General features: G+C 35.1%; 22 protein-coding genes and 2 pseudogenes. 11 read left to right on the top strand and 13 right to left on the bottom strand.

Annotated features, from left to right (window positions below):
• Positions 1-135 precede the first annotated feature (135 nt).
• Positions 136-291 carry a sporulation histidine kinase inhibitor Sda gene (sda, locus tag COE49_RS11390; RefSeq protein ID WP_140417369.1) on the top strand — a complete coding sequence of 52 codons (156 nt, stop codon included), beginning with the start codon at positions 136-138 and terminating at the stop codon, positions 289-291.
• 147 nt (positions 292-438) lie between these two features.
• Here the strand turns inward: sda and COE49_RS11385 are convergent, their stop codons facing one another.
• Positions 439-1,227 carry a phosphatidylserine decarboxylase gene (locus COE49_RS11385; RefSeq protein ID WP_088230863.1) on the bottom strand — a complete coding sequence of 263 codons (789 nt, stop codon included), beginning with the start codon at positions 1,225-1,227 and terminating at the stop codon, positions 439-441.
• A 266-nt stretch (positions 1,228-1,493) separates the two neighbouring features.
• Entirely contained in the window at positions 1,494-2,207 is a 714-nt protein-coding gene (sigK, locus tag COE49_RS11380) for an RNA polymerase sporulation sigma factor SigK (protein ID WP_000051382.1), read from the bottom strand.
• Between the two features lie 187 nt (positions 2,208-2,394).
• Between sigK and COE49_RS11375 the strand changes: the two genes are divergently transcribed.
• The gene (locus COE49_RS11375; RefSeq protein WP_088230862.1) at positions 2,395-3,099 is read left to right on the top strand and encodes a hypothetical protein; all 705 of its coding nucleotides are present in this window, start codon (positions 2,395-2,397) and stop codon (positions 3,097-3,099) included.
• A 55-nt stretch (positions 3,100-3,154) separates the two neighbouring features.
• Here COE49_RS11375 and COE49_RS11370 read toward each other — a convergent pair whose 3' ends face one another.
• Together COE49_RS11370 and rpmG are read right to left on the bottom strand one after the other, a co-directional pair.
• Complete coding sequence (locus COE49_RS11370; RefSeq protein ID WP_088230861.1) at positions 3,155-4,651, bottom strand: YcdB/YcdC domain-containing protein; 1,497 nt, start codon at positions 4,649-4,651, stop codon at positions 3,155-3,157.
• A gap of 83 nt (positions 4,652-4,734) precedes the next feature.
• On the bottom strand, positions 4,735-4,884 hold the full coding sequence (gene rpmG, locus COE49_RS11365; RefSeq protein WP_001265617.1) for a 50S ribosomal protein L33: 150 nt from the start codon (positions 4,882-4,884) through the stop codon (positions 4,735-4,737).
• Positions 4,885-5,221: 337 nt separating this feature from the next.
• Here rpmG and COE49_RS11360 point away from each other — a divergent pair, with 337 nt between their 5' ends.
• A complete protein-coding gene (locus COE49_RS11360) occupies positions 5,222-5,872 on the top strand; it encodes a GTP pyrophosphokinase (RefSeq protein WP_088230860.1) in 651 nt (216 codons plus the stop codon).
• 26 nt (positions 5,873-5,898) lie between these two features.
• On the opposite strand, the gene COE49_RS11355 is transcribed toward COE49_RS11360, so the two are convergent.
• Positions 5,899-6,411 carry a hypothetical protein gene (locus COE49_RS11355; RefSeq protein WP_098252971.1) on the bottom strand — a complete coding sequence of 171 codons (513 nt, stop codon included), beginning with the start codon at positions 6,409-6,411 and terminating at the stop codon, positions 5,899-5,901.
• Between the two features lie 6 nt (positions 6,412-6,417).
• Complete coding sequence (locus tag COE49_RS11350) at positions 6,418-7,803, bottom strand: alkaline phosphatase (protein WP_088230858.1); 1,386 nt, start codon at positions 7,801-7,803, stop codon at positions 6,418-6,420.
• Between the two features lie 261 nt (positions 7,804-8,064).
• On the opposite strand from COE49_RS11350, the gene COE49_RS11345 reads away from it, so the two are divergent.
• The gene (locus COE49_RS11345; protein ID WP_098252970.1) at positions 8,065-8,898 is read left to right on the top strand and encodes a GNAT family N-acetyltransferase; all 834 of its coding nucleotides are present in this window, start codon (positions 8,065-8,067) and stop codon (positions 8,896-8,898) included.
• Between the two features lie 15 nt (positions 8,899-8,913).
• Complete coding sequence (locus COE49_RS11340; RefSeq protein ID WP_088230856.1) at positions 8,914-9,798, top strand: alpha/beta fold hydrolase; 885 nt, start codon at positions 8,914-8,916, stop codon at positions 9,796-9,798.
• Positions 9,799-9,839: 41 nt separating this feature from the next.
• On the opposite strand, the gene COE49_RS11335 is transcribed toward COE49_RS11340, so the two are convergent.
• The 3 genes and pseudogenes from COE49_RS11335 to COE49_RS11325 all read right to left on the bottom strand — a co-directional run bounded on the left by COE49_RS11335 (position 9,840) and on the right by COE49_RS11325 (position 11,293).
• Positions 9,840-10,340: a DoxX family protein gene (locus tag COE49_RS11335; RefSeq protein WP_088230855.1), complete on the bottom strand. Its 501-nt coding sequence runs from the start codon at positions 10,338-10,340 to the stop codon at positions 9,840-9,842.
• A 264-nt stretch (positions 10,341-10,604) separates the two neighbouring features.
• A pseudogene (locus COE49_RS11330) lies at positions 10,605-10,697 on the bottom strand (delta-aminolevulinic acid dehydratase); the annotation flags it as partial.
• Positions 10,670-11,293: a histidine phosphatase family protein gene (locus COE49_RS11325; protein ID WP_088230854.1), complete on the bottom strand. Its 624-nt coding sequence runs from the start codon at positions 11,291-11,293 to the stop codon at positions 10,670-10,672. The pseudogene COE49_RS11330 and the gene COE49_RS11325, both read right to left, overlap by 28 nt.
• Before the next feature lie 123 nt (positions 11,294-11,416).
• On the opposite strand from COE49_RS11325, the pseudogene COE49_RS28020 reads away from it, so the two are divergent.
• Both COE49_RS28020 and COE49_RS11315 read left to right on the top strand, forming a co-directional pair.
• Positions 11,417-11,753: pseudogene (locus tag COE49_RS28020) on the top strand (phosphoglycerate mutase).
• A gap of 69 nt (positions 11,754-11,822) precedes the next feature.
• A complete protein-coding gene (locus tag COE49_RS11315; RefSeq protein WP_088230853.1) occupies positions 11,823-11,945 on the top strand; it encodes a DUF4023 domain-containing protein in 123 nt (40 codons plus the stop codon).
• A 47-nt stretch (positions 11,946-11,992) separates the two neighbouring features.
• Here the strand turns inward: COE49_RS11315 and COE49_RS11310 are convergent, their stop codons facing one another.
• The gene (locus COE49_RS11310) at positions 11,993-13,225 is read right to left on the bottom strand and encodes a TolB family protein (RefSeq protein WP_098252968.1); all 1,233 of its coding nucleotides are present in this window, start codon (positions 13,223-13,225) and stop codon (positions 11,993-11,995) included.
• A 228-nt stretch (positions 13,226-13,453) separates the two neighbouring features.
• Between COE49_RS11310 and COE49_RS11305 the strand changes: the two genes are divergently transcribed.
• The 3 genes from COE49_RS11305 (at position 13,454) to COE49_RS11295 (ending at position 18,445) form a co-directional block, all read left to right on the top strand.
• Entirely contained in the window at positions 13,454-16,207 is a 2,754-nt protein-coding gene (locus COE49_RS11305; RefSeq protein WP_098252967.1) for a S8 family peptidase, read from the top strand.
• A gap of 188 nt (positions 16,208-16,395) precedes the next feature.
• Positions 16,396-18,150, top strand: coding sequence for an aromatic amino acid hydroxylase (locus COE49_RS11300; RefSeq protein ID WP_088230850.1), 1,755 nt, complete (start codon positions 16,396-16,398; stop codon positions 18,148-18,150).
• Positions 18,131-18,445: a 4a-hydroxytetrahydrobiopterin dehydratase gene (locus tag COE49_RS11295; protein WP_088230849.1), complete on the top strand. Its 315-nt coding sequence runs from the start codon at positions 18,131-18,133 to the stop codon at positions 18,443-18,445. The genes COE49_RS11300 and COE49_RS11295 overlap by 20 nt, the downstream gene beginning before the upstream one ends.
• 16 nt (positions 18,446-18,461) lie before the next feature.
• Here COE49_RS11295 and COE49_RS11290 read toward each other — a convergent pair whose 3' ends face one another.
• Both COE49_RS11290 and COE49_RS11285 read right to left on the bottom strand, forming a co-directional pair.
• A complete protein-coding gene (locus COE49_RS11290; protein WP_088230634.1) occupies positions 18,462-19,319 on the bottom strand; it encodes a VOC family protein in 858 nt (285 codons plus the stop codon).
• A gap of 21 nt (positions 19,320-19,340) precedes the next feature.
• Complete coding sequence (locus COE49_RS11285) at positions 19,341-19,745, bottom strand: DoxX family protein (protein WP_001071557.1); 405 nt, start codon at positions 19,743-19,745, stop codon at positions 19,341-19,343.
• 156 nt (positions 19,746-19,901) lie between these two features.
• On the opposite strand from COE49_RS11285, the gene COE49_RS11280 reads away from it, so the two are divergent.
• Complete coding sequence (locus tag COE49_RS11280; protein ID WP_088230635.1) at positions 19,902-20,447, top strand: helix-turn-helix domain-containing protein; 546 nt, start codon at positions 19,902-19,904, stop codon at positions 20,445-20,447.
• Between the two features lie 33 nt (positions 20,448-20,480).
• Here the strand turns inward: COE49_RS11280 and COE49_RS11275 are convergent, their stop codons facing one another.
• Positions 20,481-20,858, bottom strand: coding sequence for a hotdog family protein (locus tag COE49_RS11275; protein WP_000025008.1), 378 nt, complete (start codon positions 20,856-20,858; stop codon positions 20,481-20,483).
• Between the last annotated feature and the right edge of the window lie 42 nt (positions 20,859-20,900).

Here is a 20,900-nt window from a genome sequence, read left to right as displayed (position 1 = left end):
GGAATTTACTAACAATCTATACACACTTTATCCACCTAGCTATGTGGATAACCCCTTGTTTGTGACTGTCATATTTTTTTGGTACATTAAATGCAACAACGAATCAATCCTTATATTATTAGGAGGTGACTCACCTTGAAAACAAAACATATGGAACAGTTATCTACTGAGTTACTCACTGAGTCTTATTATAAAGCAAAAGAACTAAAATTAAATCCCGACTTCATTTTACTTATAAAACAAGAAATTATTAGACGCTCATTAGAGGACAAGCTTGTCAAAACGTCTTGATTACATATAAAGTGATAACTTTAATCAATCCGCACCTGTAAAAAGAGCCATCCTGCGATGGCTCTCGAATAAACAAGTACTCCCATCTAGGGGGCCTTCATCATTAAGCATCTTTGTCCATAACTCTCACTTATGGTTATAACGTCTTTACTTATGAGCTAATCGAGTAGCAATCTTTTCACCAAGACGAAGTTCTTGTCCACTCTTCAATTCCTGCACTACTTCTATCATATCTTTTTCAAACAATAACACAACTGTTGAACCAAATGTAAAGTATGCCATTTCTTCACCTTTTTGAACAGTACTTCTTTCATGCAAAAGCTCAATACTATTCACAAACATAGCACCTACTTTTACAAGCGCCATATGCTCGCCATCACTATTCACTTCTGTAACAGAACGATAGTTTTTTGACAGCGGTTCTTTCCCATATTCCATACCCGCAGCATTTACCGGGTACGATTTCCTACCGAGTACAAATCTTTCAGTCACAGAACCAGAAAGCGGACTATGAATACGATGATAATGACTTGGGCTCAAATAAATAACCATATATGTACCGCCTGCATATCGCTTTGCACGTTCTTCATTACCTAGCATATCCACAATTGAATAACGCTTACCTTTAATATCAAATGTTTTTGTATCCTCAATCGGACCGTGATCAGCAAAAACACCATCAACAGGGCTAACGATACTCGATGCATCTGTATCAATACTACGCTTTCCTTCTTTTAGCCTACGCGTAAATAATTCATGCAATGTTCTATATTCCTTCAAACCCTTTTCCATCTCATCTTGATTAAGTTGAAAAACTTTCGCATATGATGGAATAATAATAGAACTCAAACGAGATTGTGCAAATTTACGTAATATATAAGAAGTAAAGCGACCATTTGTAAGTTCGATCATAAGTCGATATAATGTACGTCGCAAATTGCGAAACCTCCTAATCAGTCTATAACTTTAGTTTCCCCTTCTTGTCTTTCTATATCATATGTAAAATTGGTTCTTATTTCCATATATCATATAGAAAACTAAGTATGGTATTATTCTTAAATTGTTTAGCACCTTCTAATATTACAGATAGAATCCTTCATTTTCAACAGTGAACATGCATTTCTTCTTATCACAACTCGTTTTCTTTCCTTATTTACAAAAAAAAGCAGCCCATTTTAAAATATGGCTGCTTGCAATGTACATTATTCTTTCGCTTTCTTCTCTTTCTCTGCCCTTACAAATTCATGGAACATTTTCATTAAGGCACGCTTTTCAATTCTTGATACGTAACTTCTGGAAATACCAAGTGCCTTAGCAATCTCCCGCTGCGTTTTTTCTTTATCCAGCCCAAGTCCAAAACGCTTCACGATAACTTCCTTTTCTCGTTCATCTAAAATATCTATATACTCTTTAATCTTTTCTAACTCCATACTAAGCTGAATCATATCAATTACATCTTCAGATTCTGATTTTAATATATCAATAAGCGATATTTCATTCCCCTCTTTATCTTGCCCAATCGGGTCATGAAGTGAAACGTCTTTTTTCGTTTTCTTCAGTACACGTAAATGCATCAAAATTTCATTTTCAATACAGCGTGCTGCATACGTTGCGAGCTTTGTTCCTTTTCCTGCTGAATAACTCTCGATCGCTTTAATGAGCCCAATTGTACCAATTGAAATTAAATCTTCTGCATCTTCACCGGTATTCTCGAATTTTTTAACGATATGAGCTACAAGCCGTAAATTATGTTCAATTAAAAGATTTCTCGCTTGAGCATCACCTTGCTCCATTAGCTCTAAGTACTTTCTCTCATCATCTGACGATAGTGGCTGCGGGAACGCATTATTCTTCACATAAGACACAAAGACAAAAACTTCTCGAACCATATATCCAATTGCGGCGAATAGACTCAAACCTTTCACCTCCGCCAAAATAGTGGTCTTTACTAAGTGTATGTGGGCTTGAGGTTGTTTGTGTCTGTACGATATAAATATGGAACCCTTAGCTTTTTGTCGAACGAAATAAATCTTTCATACTTTGCATATTTTTTCCAATGTATTACAATATGTTAAGTTCCAAAATTTTGAAAGAGGTGTTTTCATGCGATATGCTACGTCACAAATCAGAAACCTAATAGTACTCACATTATCATTTTTCTTACTTTCAGCTTGTGGACAACAAACGTCTCCTACAAAAAATGAGACCACTAAACAGGATACTAGCGCATCAAAAGACAGTACAAAAACAGAAGATAGCGAAAAAGCTGAAGACAGTGTAACAACTGAGGGAAATGCAAAAAACGAGAATAACACAACAACTGAGAACAACGCAAAAACTGAGAACAACACAACAACTGAGAACAATCCAAAAACTGAGAACAACACAAAAACCGAGAACAACATAAAAACTGAGAACAATACAACAACTAAAAACAACACAAAAACTGAGAACAATACAACAGCCAAAAATAATGGAGAAACTGAAGCAGCATCTAAAAATACTCAGAAAGACCAACAGCCAGCTAAACAACCAAATAAACAAACTGATACTATTAAATTCACAAGTGAAGACGCTGTAAGAGTTCTAGAAAAAAGAATGGGAGCTCGATCAGCTGACATTCATTACGTCTCTGCGGAAGACCAGCTAATCGGCACAGTAAATGGCATTAAGCTATATGACGTTTTATACACAAATGGTGACGGTGAACATCAACGTGCTCTAAATTTCGCAGTAGGATCAGATGGGAATTTATATGAGTGGTCAAAAGCTCAAGATGGTATTCTTCAACCACTTAACAGCAATTAATAAATGATTCTACGAACATAGTAAAAGCCAATCGATACGTATCGATTGGCTTTTACTAATATTCACTCCAAATTTTCTCCCCAGTATGCGCATCAATATAACGAATTTCTCGACTACAGTCGAAGGGGTCTTTATAATTTTCATCCGTTGTTTGTTTATACAGTAGTTCGTAGTTCGTTTCCCCTACCTCATTTTCTAAAAACCATTCTAAATTAACTCGCATGGCCTCTATATATATTTCTAACGCTTCTTCTTTTGTTACTTTTGGTGTTGTTTCATATGTAAGTAATTCTTTTATAAATTTGCTAGACTCTCCAGAGTAGTGCATCACTGCACCATTTTCTGCATTGATGTTGATCATAATATATTTCCTCTCTACATGAATGTCATTTACATACATTGAAAAGGAAAACCTCTCTATCCCCTCTTCCTCTTCATAATCATCCCAAAGCTGAATATACTTTGTCGCATCTGGGAGAGTATGCTCTAAAAATTGAAGTGCTTTGCTTAAACATTGCTCTCTTGATAAGATTGTTCTTCTTTTTTTCTCATCCTTCCACATAAAAAAAGAAAGCAATTGATTTGTTTCTTTATCTAGAGTAATTACAACAAATTCATCATGCTTCAGCATTGGAAAATGTTTTTTATAGAACTCATCCATTGAATATGAATCCTTCTCTTCTATTTCTTTTTGTAATTCTTCTTTTAATACAAATTTTATCCGGACTTCATCCTCATCTACTTTTTCATCTAATTTTACAAATTTCTCCTTGTCCCAATCAAATAAATCAAGCACATCTTTTTTAGGACTACTCTTTAACGGTTTATCGACAAGTACTGCAGAAGGTAATTTATAATGTTCTGGCCCATATAAATCTTTACCTGTACTTGCATTAATAAACGCATGACTAGGTGCTGGTTCATATACAAGATGATGCCCTTTTATTTCCTCACCATTTTCATATTTACATGAAGAGTATGTTAAATCTACAAATACAAGTCTCATATCTTGTCTAGTTTTCAAACTTTCTAAAACGATGTTCTCCTCAACAATTTCACTTGGCCATAACGGTTTTTTCTCTATCGCTTTTTGTCCATTATAATGGAAATTCACAACATTCCCTGAAGGATGGACTCGTACAACACATCCCGTATTCGGCAATGGATAGCCATTCACTTCTTGCATATAATTTACTTCTTTCCAGCCACGCCTGTCGCCCTTAACCTTCACATATGTATAAAATTCTAATCCTTCTTGCACATATTTCTTTATAAATACATTTGCAATTTCTCTTGCCTTATTCTCCTCTATCGCTGCCTTACCACTTGAAAAATAATTTTCATCACCTATCCTAAATTCAATTAAATTACCGGTATGTCTATTCAGCGTAATCTGTACCGTTTTCTCCTCAGCCTCTTTATGCTCCCACCATAATAGATGATACGGGTCATCCACACCTTCTTGATCATCTACAACAAGCCTATATTCATCTGGAATTTCAATAATATGAGCCACTTGCTCTTTTCTTTCTTTATTTTTTTGATTCATCATACCTCTCCTTTATTACAATTTAAGGTAATTATAACAAATGAAATCAAGACTCATAAAAAAAGACTAGAGATATCTCTAGTCTTCTACTTCGTCTCACGATGTAACGTTACTCGCTTTAATCGTGGACAATATTTTTTTAGTTCGATACGCTCTGGATTGTTTCGTTTATTTTTTTTAGAAATATAATTACGATCACCACACTCCGTACAAGCTAATGTAATATTTACACGCATATGTAATTCTCCTTTCGTTCAAAGATCGCAACTAAAACGTAATGATTACGTTTTACATAATATATAACTTCATTCTATTTGTCAATTGCAAACAAAAGACAAAAAGCTGAAACAATTAGTTCATACGAAATTCACACGAATCTATTACTATAGAACTTGTACATAGTGAACTTATTAACAATCACGTTTATTCATATAGAATCTCATTCGAAAGGAGTTGAAATTATGAAAACTAAATATCGTTTTATGATCTCATCATTTGCTGCTTGTGCTTATATGATCTGGTGTTTAGTATAATAACAACCTCACTTGTAAATAGGAAAAGGTGTGTATATAAATGGAATATAATCAATCAACAGTTAACTACTGGAAAGCTTTTGTATTACCGTATACATTTGCTTTAGAAGAGTTAAAAACTAAATTTGAAATTATGAACCGGGAAGCTCAATTTCTAGAGGATTACAACCCGTTTGAACATATAAAAACTAGACTAAAACAACCTGCAAGTATTATTAAAAAACTAGAGCGTAAAAACTTATCACCAACAGTTGAAAATGCTCAAACACAGTTACAAGATATTATTGGTATTCGTATTACATGTTGTTTCGTAGAAGATATCTATCATTTAAAAGAAGTAATTGAAAATCGTGAGGATATGGAAGTCGTAGACGTAAAAGATTATATTGCTAATCCAAAAGGAAACGGATATAAAAGCTTGCACATGATTATTAAATATCCTTTATCACTAAATTCTGGTACAAAAGATGTATTTGCAGAAATTCAGTTACGTACACTTGCGATGGACTTTTGGGCAAGTTTAGAACATAAACTTTATTATAAATATGAAGGCAATATACCTGAGTATTTAAAAGAAGAGCTCCATGATGCAGCAATGAAAGCTGAAGATCTTGACAATAAAATGGCAACAATTCGCCAAGATATTGATGACATTGAAGCATGCTCAAATCAAATTATGTTACCACTATAAAAAGGTTCTCTCCTATGAGAACCTTTTTATTTCTTTTCAATCGTGCGAACCTCTTCGATTTTCCATTTATCCTCTTCTTTTCCAAGCGCATATTGTACTTTCTTCTGAAGAGTGACTTCCCCATCTATCTCCTTTTCCTTCGTTTCAACAATCACATATCCTGCTTTACTAGCTTTCATATCTATATGTTCCAATTCAATTTTCTTATTCCCCTTTTGAAAAGCAGCTTCTTTTTGCGTTTTTAAGTCTTCGGCACTAGGCATCTTCTTTGAAAATAACTCCATATGTTCAGCAAGATTTTTTTCATTCGTTGTTCGTACAAACGTCTCAATAACACCTTGAATAGACTTCTCTTCTTCTTTTGTTACTTGTACCGTTTCTTCAGTTTTCTTAGTCGTCGTTTTTTGTTCTATATTTTCCTCTTGAGATTGACATCCAACTAACAATAATACTACTAATAACAATTTGAATTTCCCTAAGAAAATCTTCATCTTCCCAGCTCCTAAAAAGAAAAGTGAGGCATTTCGCCTCACTTTCATTTATAATTAGCGTCTTCCTTTATTCGGATCGCCACCGCCAACAATATCGAATACACGTTTCGCTATATTTGTATTCTCTTGAACACCAGAGAATAAGTATTTACCTGGTCCAAATGCATACACGTTTACATCTTCACCTGTATGTCCACCAGTTGTCCAGCCTGTAACCGAGCGCTTATTGAAAATATCTTCAATCGCATTATCAATCTTTGTTACATCTTTTGATGGAGCTATATCATTTACCGGTTTAATTTCTTCTGGTGTTAATTGTAAATCAATATATTTTTTCAATGTTTCTTCTACATTTGCACCTTTTGCAATCTCATTTGCCATAAAGTCTGGTGTGCGTTTTGCAGCTTTAATTGGATCTACTTTAAAGTTATACTCGCCATTTGCACCTAGAGATAACCCACCTGTAGCGTGGTCTGCAGTTGCAACAACTAATGTATTTTTATCTTTTTTTGCAAACTCAATTGCTGCTTTGAAAGCTTTTTCGAAGTCTTCCATTTCACTCATTGCACCAACGATATCATTATCATGTCCCGCCCAGTCAATTTGACTTCCTTCAACCATTAAGAAGAAACCATTTTTATTTTTGTTCAAACGCTCAATTGCTGCATTTGTCATTTCTTCTAATGAAGGTGTTTTTTCATTACGGTCAATCATTTTATCTAATCCGCCTGGTGCAAATAAGCCAAGAATTTGATCATTTTTATCATTTAACAATTGATTTCGATCTGTTACATAGCTATAACCAGATTTCTTAAATTCTTCTGTAAGATTACGATCTTTTCTAACAAAGTTATTTACGCCGCCGCCAAGCATAACATCTACTTTATGCTTCCCTTTAATTTTCTCATCAAAATAATCATTTGCAATTGCGTCCATATTTTTACGGCTAATATCATGCGCCCCGAAAGCGGCTGGTGTTGCATGTGTAATTTCAGAAGTTGCAACTAATCCTGTTGATTTTCCTTTTTCTTTCGCTTGCTCAAGAACAGTTTTCACTTCCGCTTTATCGTTATCAACCGCAATTGCCGCGTTATATGTTTTAATCCCTGCAGACATAGCTGTTGCTGCTGATGCAGAGTCCGTAATATTTTCATGTTCATCTTCTGGATATGTTTTTTGTGTTCCTACAAGATGCTTATCAAATTCTGTAGATTCCATCTCGAATGTTTTTGGATTATCTTTCATATAACGATGAGCCGTCATATATGAAGGCCCCATACCGTCCCCAATTAATACGATAACATTTTTAATCTTTGCATTGTTGCCGTTCTCATCTGCATTAACCTCACTAGAACGAGTAAAATTCCATGTTGCTACCGAAGTAACTGCTAATGATGCAACAACTGCAAATGGCCATGCTTTTTTTACAAACTTTTTCACTGTCTTGTCCCCCTAATTAGGTTATTCATTTCCCACTATCAAATTTAATGGAAGACTATTAAGAGAAAATTAGTTATATGTAAATTTTTTGTTAAGTTATGTAAATATCAGTTATAATTTGTATAACTTTGTCTTTCCGTATCAACCGTCATACCCTTTACAATCGAAATATAAACAAGTTGGATTTCATTTAACGTAAATCTCTTATTTAACATTTTCAATCTACTTTTATGAAGATTAATAGAAATGTGGTGAAAATTTATGAAAATAATAAAGCTAGATGAAACTTTTATTTTTGATTTACTCGACCTTTGCAAAGCAATTGGATGGTTACAAGATAAAGCATTTATGAGAAAACAATTCAAAATGTATCTTTCTCTCGGCACATTTATCGGTTATATGTATGAAAATAAACTGATTGCAGCTGGAGGAGTATTTCCTTTTAAAAATAGTTTTTCTACTATTGGTATGTTAATCGTCCATCCTAATTTTCAAGGTCGAGGCATCGGGCGTATTTTGCTTAATCACTGCTTAGAACACACTCACCTAAAACAACCAATTGCACTTATTGCAACAAAAGCTGGCGAGCCTCTTTATACATCATGCGGATTTCAAACAGTAACGACGATTCATCGTTTTGAAAAAAAAACTACTAGGACACATATCACTCATACACAACAAGTAAAAGAAAAAGACCTTATATCACTTATTTCTCTCGATCAAATTACAACTGGTACCAATCGTTCTTTACTTTATTCATTACTATTACCAAGAACCAGCCACTCTTTTAAAATTGAGAGACATAACTGTATAGAAGCTTTTTCCTTATGCATACAAAAAGGTAATATATTATGTATCAATCCACTTATCGCCAAACGAGAAGAAGATGCCGTTCAATTACTACAAAACATATGTAAATGTTGGAATGGCACAGTACGAATTGATGTCCCACATTCACAATATACATTTCGTAAATTTCTTCAAACAGAAGAGTTCCAAGAAACGCTCCTTTCCCCCCTTATGATAAAAAATGGTAGCCAACTTCCTGGAAATCGTAATATGCTATTTGCTATGATAGATACAGCGTTATGTTAGAAAGGGGACACCTAGTTGAAGCGATTTAGGTATTTTATGGTAGGTTGTCTTACTCTTACACTATTAGTAGGATGTAGTGCAGCAGAAAAGCCAGTAGAACAAGTAAAACAAGTCAAAAATACAATTACAGCGAAACTAACTACCGAGGAAAAAATGGTAGAAATAGATGGGCAAACCATTTACTTTAAAAAGATTGGTAATGAAAAACCACCTCTACTTATGATCCATGGATTTGGAGGATCTTCAGATGGGTTTCAAAAAATTTACTCAGATTTAGCTAAAGATCATACAATTATTTCTGTAGATGCTTTAGGATTCGGACGCTCATCAAAGCCGATGGATTTTTATTATTCTTTTCCAACTCATGCAAATTTGTATTATAAATTAATGAAAAAACTAGGTTATGATTCGTTCGCAATACTGGGGCATTCAATGGGCGGAGAAATTTCTCTTAATTTAACATATTTATACCCTGAAGCAGTCACCCACCTTATCTTAACTGATGCTACAGGCGGCCCTCATACACTCGTTAATAAAAAAGGTTCTCCTAAACCACAATTATCGACTGATTTAAACACCGTTTCTTCTATTACAGATTATGATGAAAGCAAAGTGAAATTCAAACGGAATGATGAAGAGCATTATAATAACATGAAATTATGGCCTAGACGTCTTCAAATCAATGCAAATGAAATCAAACAACCAACATTAATTATATGGGGAAGAAATGATAGTAGCGTTTCTTGGAAAGAAGGAGAAACGTATCATCAATTCTTAAAAAATAGTACTTTTCATATTATCGAAAAAGGTTATCATGCACCATTCCGTCAAGAGCCACAAGAGTTTGTAGGGTATGTAAAAGATTTCTTTAAAAACAATCCAATTCCATCTGAAAAATAACATAAACGGGTATCTCATTTTGAGATACCCGTTTTCATATATTAAGCAGCTTGCTTTTGACGTTTTGGCGTTTTTGATCCTAATACTTTCGGAATAATGAAGCCATCAATTCCAAATTTCCCAGCATTCATACCAGAAACGAGAACAAACAAAGATAAGATAACCATTTCAGGGTTCACACCAATTGACCCACTAAACATATAGGAAAAGTTCATTAAAAGACCGAAAAAGACCGCTGTTTTTGTTAAACAACCTACAATTAAACCAATTCCGACTAAAATCTCTCCCCATGTTACAAGTGTATTAAATAGATCAACATTTGGAATTGCGAAATCTTGTAAAAATGATGCCCACCAAGATTGAACCGCCGGTTGCGCTCCTTTAGATTTTTCAATTGCGCCTTGTAAATAACCAGTTGCATCGAATCCTTTTCCTTGTAGTTTACCGATTCCAGCCATTAACCATGTATAACCAAGATACACTCGAATTACTGCCAACACAAAAGAAACTGCTTTGTTTTCTCTTAAAAATTGAATAACCATATCTTCCTCCTAAAGTTGTAATTAAGTCAGTTACAAGTGATACAATAACATTAGTTACTTATTTTTCAAATGTTAATGATGAATAATTCGTGACATGCTCATTAATCATTGAAAACTAACGTTTATATAGTAGCTTTCATTACCTGTAAAAACTTGAACATATCATACCATAAGTGATAATCATTTTCATTGAAGAAATTGTAAAAAAACTGTGTGCTAAATGTGAAACGTGTTTATTCTATATTTGAATAAACACGTTTCACACTACTTATATAGTCGAAATGTATGTGTCTTTTTATCAATTAATCTCGCTTCTTGAAAAGCTTCTTCTAACGTTTTTTCATGTTTAATACTCCCTCATTAATTAGACTTTTACTGGATAAATTCATTTCATATATACCCGTTTCTTTCAAAAAATCTGATCTCGTTAAAACGACTTTCTGCAAGTATTGCCTATATGCTGTAATTGTTCCATCGTGAGAGACGATGCAAATTCTTTCAGCCCTTACCTCAAAACACCAGCTAACAAATTCATCTACTATTTGCTGAAGACTATTCTCTGAAATAATATTTATACCTTCCATCCATAACTGCTTATTTGCACTTTTCTCTAAAGAAAAATGTGGAAATAACTTTGTTACCATTTCCTGATCTACTATGCGATCACATGGTAATGTTTTCGCTCCTTCTCGATAAGGAAAAATACGTGGAGATACATATGGATGGACGATTTTTTGACAATCAACTTCTGCACTCCATATTGTCGCAGTTTGCAAGGTTCGAAGTGTAGGGCTAACAATTAATATATCCGTTTCTTGTAACGAAACATCTCGTTGAAGTAATTTAGCCTGATTTCTCCCTTCCTCCGTCAACGGGGGATTCAACAATTGTAAACTTGAAGGTAAACTCTTTGTATGCTCTCCTTCACCATGCCGAACAAAAACGAACTTCATACCTCTTCCCCTCTCACTTTAAAATAAGCTCACGTATTTCTTCCCTATTTCATTCTTTATTCCTGCTACACGAACAACCTATATGTGTCAAATACTTTTTACAATAAGAGGGGGATCACAAATATGAAATGGATTATCACCTTTATCGGAATGATCATATGGGGATACATAAATAGCTTTTTAATAGCGATAAAACTGCTAATCCTTGGATTACAGATGATGAACGTGAAACAAAAATTAAACATCAAGCAATTATCGCGAGTTGGTCTGGCATTTTCATGTTTTGTATCATTAACCTCTTAAACAAATAGTTAAATTTAGGGGGAAGTGAAAAATCACCTTTCTTACCTGATCCTGTCGCAACTATTTAAAAGACAATGTAGAGTTACAAGTTTTACTCATGCTACTTATTATGTATGGACTATTTTACTTATACTATCGGAGAAAATTAAGCGCCTAACTTCTAACTCATGATTATCCTCCTAAATGGTTATAGTAACTATGACGAAATGAAAGGAGAGATATACAAATGAGTAACTCAAATGACTTTTTAGATACACTACATGAAAGACAAGCAAAAGATGAACAAAATAGAAAACGTCAAGGGAACGGAAACCCGGCGAAGAAAAAGCCAAATAAAACACATAAATAACAATAAAAAACCTGCCTAAAATTGTCTTTTAGGCAGGCTTTTTATTGTTATTTCACCGAGATGACATTTTCCCAATTCCAGCTTTCATAATACCACTCTGGTACATCTATATTTTCAATCCATTTCTTTTCATGTTTTCCATCGTTATGAGCAAGCCATACATCTGCTTTCTTACGGTCTGAACGTATCCATATTAATTGATTGTTTTTCTTCAAGAAGATGGGGTGGTAATCACCTTGCTTATTAAATGGCTTTGTGACTTGATGCTGTTTATCGCTTGTACGATTGACCTCATATAAAGATGGTAGTGGCCTTTTTTCTGGCGGGGTTTCTATCCCTGCCTCTTTTGCTCGTGAAACGATAATTACGTTATCGTTCTTCCATGTAAAATCCCAATCGACATATCCTTTCGGTGTAAATGTATTCTGCTGGAGTGCTGGCAGTTCTTTTACTTTTAAATGTTTATTTTCTAATGCAACTCTCCCGCTTCCTTCAATATAGGCTAATATATTTTTTGATGGTGCCCATTGGAACCATTGTGCATTTAATAACATTTGATCTACTTTTTCAAACCGACTGCCATCTGCTCGAATTAAACAAAGTGTATTACTATCAGCTGACCAAGAAGCTGTTGGCACCGCTAAAAACGAAATCCATTTTTGATCTGGTGACCACTTGAATCCACTTGCAACTAACGCTAAAAAATCATCATGTTCATTTGGTAATGCATATATATGTTTCATTTTATGCGGATTCATGTTTGCATCCTTTTGCACTTCATATAGCTGGGCTCCTGTCCATCCTGTTGGAAGCAAGTACGCTTCAGAGGAAACAAAAAACCTCTGTCCGTCTGGATACCAAGCATAATCCCCTACACCATTGGATACATTTTCAAAAGTAGCATTCTTTTTTTCTACATCATATGTACTTAATGTACCTGTAAATATAAATGCAATTATATTCTCTTTTGGTGACCATTGATAATTCGATGTTTCTGAGTGAAACGGTGTAACTTTCTTTCCATTTTTCAATCGATACAATTCCAATTGATTTTGTTTCTCGCCTTTCGCATATGCAAGCCACTCTCCATCATAAGACCACTTTGGCCCTGTTATGTACTCTCCTTTTGTAAGTTGTTTTTCTTTCCCATCAACTTTAATCCAAAGGTCATGATGACGAATAAAAGCAATTTTCGCTTCATTATTTTCTGCGCTAGTAATAGTGATGGAACATAAAAACATGAGTAACACTGCGCTGCCACTTACTATGAGCCTTTTCATAACACTCCTCCATTTCCCACATAGCATTCCTCACTTCCCACCTACAATATGTGAAAAATCCCCATTCGACATAATCAGAAAAAATTTCCCAAGAAATTTTCAATCCAAAGAGGATTGGTATGAATTATGTCGAAAATATAGTTTAGCTAACATCCGATTTTATAATTCTGAATAAAAATGTAAGATTATTTTTCGGAATATTAGCACTTTTTATTAGGGGGAGTTTCAATGAAAAAAACGACATCTACACTATTAAGTATGGCGCTCGTCTTTTCAAGTTTTGGAGCTTTAAGCGCCCATGCTGAATCACTGCAAAAAGAGAAGCAATTTAGTCCACAACTTAAAACCACAATTGAGCAGTGGGGCGAAAATAAAATTGCTCAAAATGTTGAAACAAAAACAGCAAAAGAAATTTCAGTCATTGTAGAATTGCAACATGCTCCTCTTGCTGCGCAAAGTAATATTCAGCATGCACCCGATTTACAAAATAATAATGCGCAGTCTTATCATGCACAACTTAAAAAAGCACAAGAAGATACGACTAAGAAAATAAAAGAAAAAGCACCTGGTGCAAAAATTAAAGAAGTTTATAATACGTTATTTTCTGGATTCTCTATTTCAGTTCCTGGAGATCAAATTACCACTCTTGCTTCTTTACCTGAAGTAAAAGCAGTCTATCCGAACTTAACATATAAATTGCATGAAACATCAAAAAGTGCTACTAACGAAGAAGCACCAAACATCGGCGGACCGACAATTGGTGCACCTGAAGCATGGAATTTAAAAGATCCGTCTGGCAAACCACTTGATGGAAAAGGTATGAAAGTAGCGATTATCGATTCTGGCGTAGACTATACACATCCTGACTTAAAAGCAAATTATATCGGTGGATATGACACAGTCGATGAAGATAACGATCCGATGGATGGTAACGTACATGGTACTCATGTAGCTGGAATTGTTGCCGGTAACGGAAAAATTAAAGGCGTTGCTCCAAATGCTTCCATTTTAGCCTATCGTGTAATGAATGATGGCGGGACTGGTACAACAGACGATATTATTCAAGGTATTGAACGAGCAATTCAAGACGGTGCTGACGTTTTAAATTTATCTCTTGGGCAAAGTTTAAATACACCTGATCAGCCTGTAACATTAACGCTTGAGCGTGCGGCAAAGCTTGGAGTTACTGCAGTTGTTTCAAATGGAAATGATGGACCACACCCTTGGTCTGTTGATGCACCTGGTAATGCAAGTAGTGTTATATCAGTTGGAGCATCTACCGTTTCTATCCCGTTCCCAACATTCCAAGTAGCTGGTTCTAGCAAAACATATCAAGGGTTACCATTATCAAAATCTGATTTCCCAATAGGAAATGATTCTCCTCTTGTATATGTTGGATATGGTTCGCCAAGTGATTATGCAAAACAAGATGTAAAAGGAAAATTCGCCCTTGTCCTACAAGGAACTTCTAGTACGCTAGTAAAAGCAGAACAAGCGAAGCAAGCTGGTGCACTTGGTGTACTATTAATTTCTAATGAAAAAGAAATCAATATTATGCCTGAATACTTCACACGTGAAAACCTAGCTCTTCCAGTTATGCAATTATCAAATGCAAATGGTGAAGAGTTGAAAAACTTGATTACAAAGCGCACGAAAAATATAAAAATTGGACAACCAGCTCAAACTGAACTAATCGGTAACTTTAGTTCTAGAGGGCCGTCACAAGGTAGTTGGCTTATTAAACCTGATATCGTTGCACCGGGCGTACAAATTACGAGTACTGTACCTAGAGGTGGCTATGAATCTCACAACGGAACAAGTATGGCTGCTCCGCAAGTAGCAGGAGCGGTTGCTTTATTACGTCAAATGCACCCTGATTGGACGCCAGAACAACTAAAAGCATCACTTGCCAATACAGCAAAGACTTTAAAAGATGTGAATGAAAATACATATCCTGTTATGACACAAGGATCTGGTTTAATTAACATCCCAAAAGCAGCTCAAACAGATGTATTAGTCAAACCTAACAATATCAGCTTCGGTCTTATTAAGCCAAATAGCGGAAAGGTAAAACTGACGCAGAATATTACATTACAAAATCTATCTAGTAAAAAGAAAAGCTTTTCAACTCGTGTAGAATTACTAGATGCGAATACAAAAACAAAAGTAAAAACTTCTGTACCTTCATCGATTAGCATACAGCCGAATAGTAGTACCGAAAAACCATTTACTATCACTGTCGATAGTTCATTGCCTCAAGGTGTATATACTGGGAATGTGTATGTAAAAGAACAAGGTAAGCAGGAAGAAACTCGCATTCCATTTACATTTAGTATCGATCCTAAAGATTACAAGCGTATAGATGGACTCGAAATTATTAATGCTACTTTTAGTCCAAATGGCGATAACATACTAGATGATAATCTCATCAATTACTATTTAGTTGCTCCAGTCGAAGATGTAACGTTACATGCTAACTTAGTTACAAAAGACCGTGTGACATACGAAGGAATGATTTATCAAGGTAAAAACGAAACAGCTGGTTATAAGCCTTTCAAATGGAATGGTACCAAAATTGATGGATCACCATTAGCGGATGGTTTATATCAAATCGAAGCTGTCGCTTCTAATTCTGGTGGGGAAACAAAACAAACAGCTGCTGTATTTCTTGATAGAACTGCACCTAAGTTAACATACGAAGTTGACCAAGAAAACCTTGTAATCACAGGAAAAGTGGACGATATTCTACTAGATTGGATGTCAGAGTCTGGTTGGATAGCACCTGGTATTCCAGTGAGCATGCAATATGAAATCAACGGAAATGGTGTATGGGAAAGTGCATTCCTAAATCCTTGGGAGAAAAATTACGGTATTTATTTCGATCGTAGTCAATTACAAGAAGGAAAGAATACAATTCATATTGTAGCAACTGATGCAGCAGGAAATACATCTAAGTTAAATGTTGATTTGGAAGTGAAATAAAGTAGTACCCCCATTCTTCTGCCCCTATCGGATGTTCCGATAGGGGATTTTTCTATTTCTCATGTAACAAATATTAAATAATTCAGAATTTTATGATAAAATTATAAGCGCTTACAATTTTAAAAGGAGTTGGTACAAACTATACAAATCACATATTCAATTTTATAGAAAAAAAGGAGGATGTTTAAATGACAAAGAAAACAGAAATTCCATCACATTTAAAACCATTCGTATCCACACAACATTACAATCAATACACACCGGTAAATCATGCTGTTTGGCGTTACATTATGAAACAAAATCATAGTTTCTTAAAAGACGTTGCCCATCCAGCCTATGTGAATGGACTACAATCATCTGGTATTAATATAGATGCAATTCCAAAGGTTGAAGAAATGAATGAATGTTTAGCACCAAGCGGCTGGGGAGCTGTAACGATTGATGGACTTATCCCTGGCGTAGCATTCTTTGATTTTCAAGGACACGGATTATTACCAATTGCAACAGATATTCGCAAAGTAGAAAATATCGAGTATACACCTGCTCCAGATATCGTTCATGAAGCTGCAGGCCATGCCCCAATTTTACTTGATCCTACATATGCACAATATGTGAAACGATTTGGACAAATTGGAGCGAAAGCTTTCTCTACAAAAGAAGAACACGAGGCGTTTGAAGCTGTTCGTACATTAACAATCGTAAAAGAAAGCCCGACTTCTACACCTGAAGAAGTTGCAGCTGCTGAAAATAATGTAATTGAAAAACAAAACTTAGTTTCTGGTTTGTCAGAAGCGGAACAAATTTCACGTCTTTTCTGGTGGACAGTAGAATATGGCTTAATCGGAAGTATAGACAATCCAAAAATATATGGTGCTGGTCTCCTTTCCTCTGTAGGCGAGAGCAAACATTGCTTAACGGACGCTGTAGAAAAAGTTCCATTTTCTATAGAAGCATGTACAGGGACAACTTATGACGTAACAAAAATGCAACCACAACTATTTGTATGTGAATCATTTGAGGAATTAACAGAAGCACTTGAGAAGTTCTCGGAAACGATGGCCTTTAAAACAGGTGGTAAAGAAGGATTAGAAAAAGCGATTCGCTCTGAAAACCATGCAACAGCTGAGCTAAATAGCGGATTACAAATTACAGGCACATTCAACGAGACAATTGAAAACGACGCAGGTGAACTTATTTACATGCGAACAAATTCGCCAACTGCATTAGCAATTCATAATAAACAACTAGCGGATCATTCTACCTCTGTACACAATGATGGCTTTGGAACACCAATTGGATTACTTACTGAAAATATTGCATTAGAAAATTGTACAGATGAACAATTACAATCATTAGGAATTAAAATTGGAAATAAAGCAGCATTTACTTTTGCAAGTGGTATCCATGTAAAAGGAACGGTAACAGCTATCGAAAAAAGCGATAAAAAGATCGCTCTTATCTCCTTTATCGATTGTACAGTTACTTATAAAGACCGCTTATTATTTGACGATTCATGGGGAGCATTTGATATGGCGGTTGGTTCAACAATCACTTCCGTATTCCCAGGTGCAGCAGATGCAGCATCGTTTTTCCCAGCGGATGAAGAAATAGAAGAAACTCCAACACCTCTTACATTAACTGAACTAGATCGTATGTATCAAACAGTTCGCGATATTCGTAATGAAGGTATGTTACACGACGCCCATATCGATCAGTTAGCAGCTATTCAAGAAGTATTAAATAAATTTCATCCGAAAGAATGGCTACTTCGCCTTGAAATTTTAGAATTGCTTTTAGAACATAACAAAGGTCACGAAACATCTACAGCATTATTACAACAACTGTCTACTTTCACAACGGACGAAGCTGTAACACGTCTGATTAACAATGGTCTTGCATTACTGAAAATAAAGGATGTGAAAAATGATGCTACGATTAACTGAAGAACAAGTTCAAGAAGAATTATTGAAGGCAGATAAATGGATGGTAAAAGATGAAAAATGGATTGAACGAAAATATATGTTTTCCGACTACTTAAAAGGAGTCGAATTTGTCTCTGAAGCCGCCAAACTATCAGAAGAACATAATCATCACCCATTTATCCTTATCCAGTATAAAGCCGTTATTATTACTTTGTCATCTTGGAATGCGAAAGGTTTAACGAAACTAGATTTTGAGCTTGCAAAGCAATTTGATGAACTATTTTTACAAAACGAAAAAGCGATTATAAGAAAGTAAAAAAGAGAAGCCTTTTTTAGGCTTCTCCTTTTATTTTGAAATATATACAATGTCCAAATGGATCCTTTGCCCGTAATATTCCATCTTTGTACGTAGCAATTTCGCCAATATTTTTTAAGCTTTCACATACTTGCTCTTTTTGTTTTTCATCCGCTAGTACAATTGTGAAATATTTCAAGCCAACGGAATTTGTCATTTGCGCTGGTATCCCTTCACCTTGCCATGTATTTAAACCGATATGATGATGATAGCCACCTGCGGATACGAACAGCGCTCCATTACGAGCTGGGATTGTTACATCAAAACCAAGACCATCAACATAGAAACGTTTCGCTTCTTCTAAGTCAGCCACATGTAAATGAATATGCCCCATCACAGTACCAGCCGGGAACCCATTCCATACACTTCCTTGCTGTAATAATTCTTCACCAGATAACGGGTTACTAACAAATGGTAGCTCTCCATTCTCATCACGCCAAACTTCTTTTTGGCGATCATGATAAATTTCAATCCCATTTCCATCTGGATCAGCTAAATAAAGAGCTTCACTAAAATAATGATCGGCTCCACCGTGCAGTGGATATACCATCTCTACAAGGTGGCGAAGAATGTTTGCTAAGTCTTGTCTACTTGGTAATAAAATTGCGTAATGATATAACCCTGTTCTTCCTCTTTGTTTCGGAAAAGCTTCTTTCTTCTCTTCAATGATAAGGAGTGGTTCATCATTTTCATTTCCAAATGTAACGACTGTTTCCTCTTCTTTTAGCACTTTCATGCTTAGTACTTCCGTATAAAAGCCTAGTGATTTCTTTATATTTGATACGTATAAATGAACAACACCAAGTGTTGTTTCGGGATGAAGTTGAAAGCTCATCTTGTTATACCCCCATTTAAATTAGTTCTTCTTTGACATTTTCTCTTTTAAGAAATTATCTACAAAACCATCAGCTTTCGCAACAAATAAGTATGCACCCATTGCTAATAATGCAAGTTCTAACTCAAATCCAGGATTTTTTCCGTCTCCTAACAAGCCAGCTGACCATTTTACTTTTACAATCGCTCCAACCATAACAAGTGCAAATAATAATCCAATATATCTTACACCTAAACCTAAAATTAACAATAGACCTCCAACTAATTCAACAGTTGCTACACCGTATGCAAGTCCTCCTGGTAAACCAATGCTTGTAAACCACCCTGCAATATTGTCAATTCCCGATTGGAATTTTGTTAAACCGTGCATAAAGAATGTTACTCCTAACACGATACGAATAATTAAATTACCGATATGTTGATTCATTTCTTTCTCTCCTTTATAGTTTTCTTATACGAAACTTTTATTCACATTACAAAACATACACTAATTTTTTTTATTCGTCAATTCATTTTTCATGAGAAAAAATATATTTTTTTTGCTATGATACAAATAGTTGTTTACAAAAAGGAGCTTGATTTTATGAATATTGGTTCTGCAATACGTGAAATTCGTCAACGTAGAGGCATAACAATCGCACAAATTTGTGAGGGAACGGGTCTTTCTAAAGGATTTATGAGTCAGGTTGAAAATAATAAAACATCACCATCTATCTCAACTTTAGAAATGATCTCTAATTTTTTGAACATTCCCCTTCCCTATTTATTATTAGAGCAAAAAGATCGTTTGAAAGTTGTCAAAAAGGTAGAGCGTAAATACAGTGTATACGGAAAAGACGAACAAAGAATTGAGCATGTTGCAGAGCAAGGTGGCCTTCGCCTAAATCTCGTAGAGATTCCTGCTGGATTTCCGAAAGAAAACTCACCAAATGCTCATGAAGGGGAAGAGTGCCATCTTGTATTACGCGGCAAACTAGAAGTTCAACATGGGGAAGACATTGCAATTGTAGAAGAAGGTGATTCTTTCTCCTGGAATGCGTGCGTTCCTCATATTGTCCGTAATATAGGGGAAGAATCTGCATTATTACTGATCTCTAGTCATGCGGAAAATCGAAAACGTGTTTACTAAATAAAGAAAGAAGCCTGATTTACAGGCTTCTTTTTATCCCCTTATAATTCCGTAACTTGTCCCAACTAGCACAGTCTTTTCATGTTGATTTCGATAAACTGACTCAATTGAAACTTTTTTATATCCTTCCATTTGTTCAATATTTGTTAAAGTTAATTCACAAGTGATTGTATCTCCTGTAAAAACTGGCCTAATAAACTCACTTACTAATTCTCTTGCTATGTAATGTAACTCTTCGCCTACTTTCGTCCCAATGCTAGCAGTCAATAAACCATGTACCATTAATCGCCCATTTTCATCATATTCCATATGATGTCTACCTTTATCACCTGTAATATTTGCAAATTCGAAAACTTCTTCCTCGGTAAATCTTCTTTCATATTTAAATACATCCCCGACTTTTATACTCATTTTCATCCCCCTAATAATAAACTGAATTTTCTTTCATATTAT

The sequence above is a fragment of the Bacillus sp. AFS029637 genome, assembly GCF_002584985.1.
GTDB lineage: Bacteria > Bacillota > Bacilli > Bacillales > Bacillaceae_G > Bacillus_A.
Note: the sequence above shows the minus strand (reverse complement) of the source record. Positions and strands in the feature narration are given on the sequence as shown.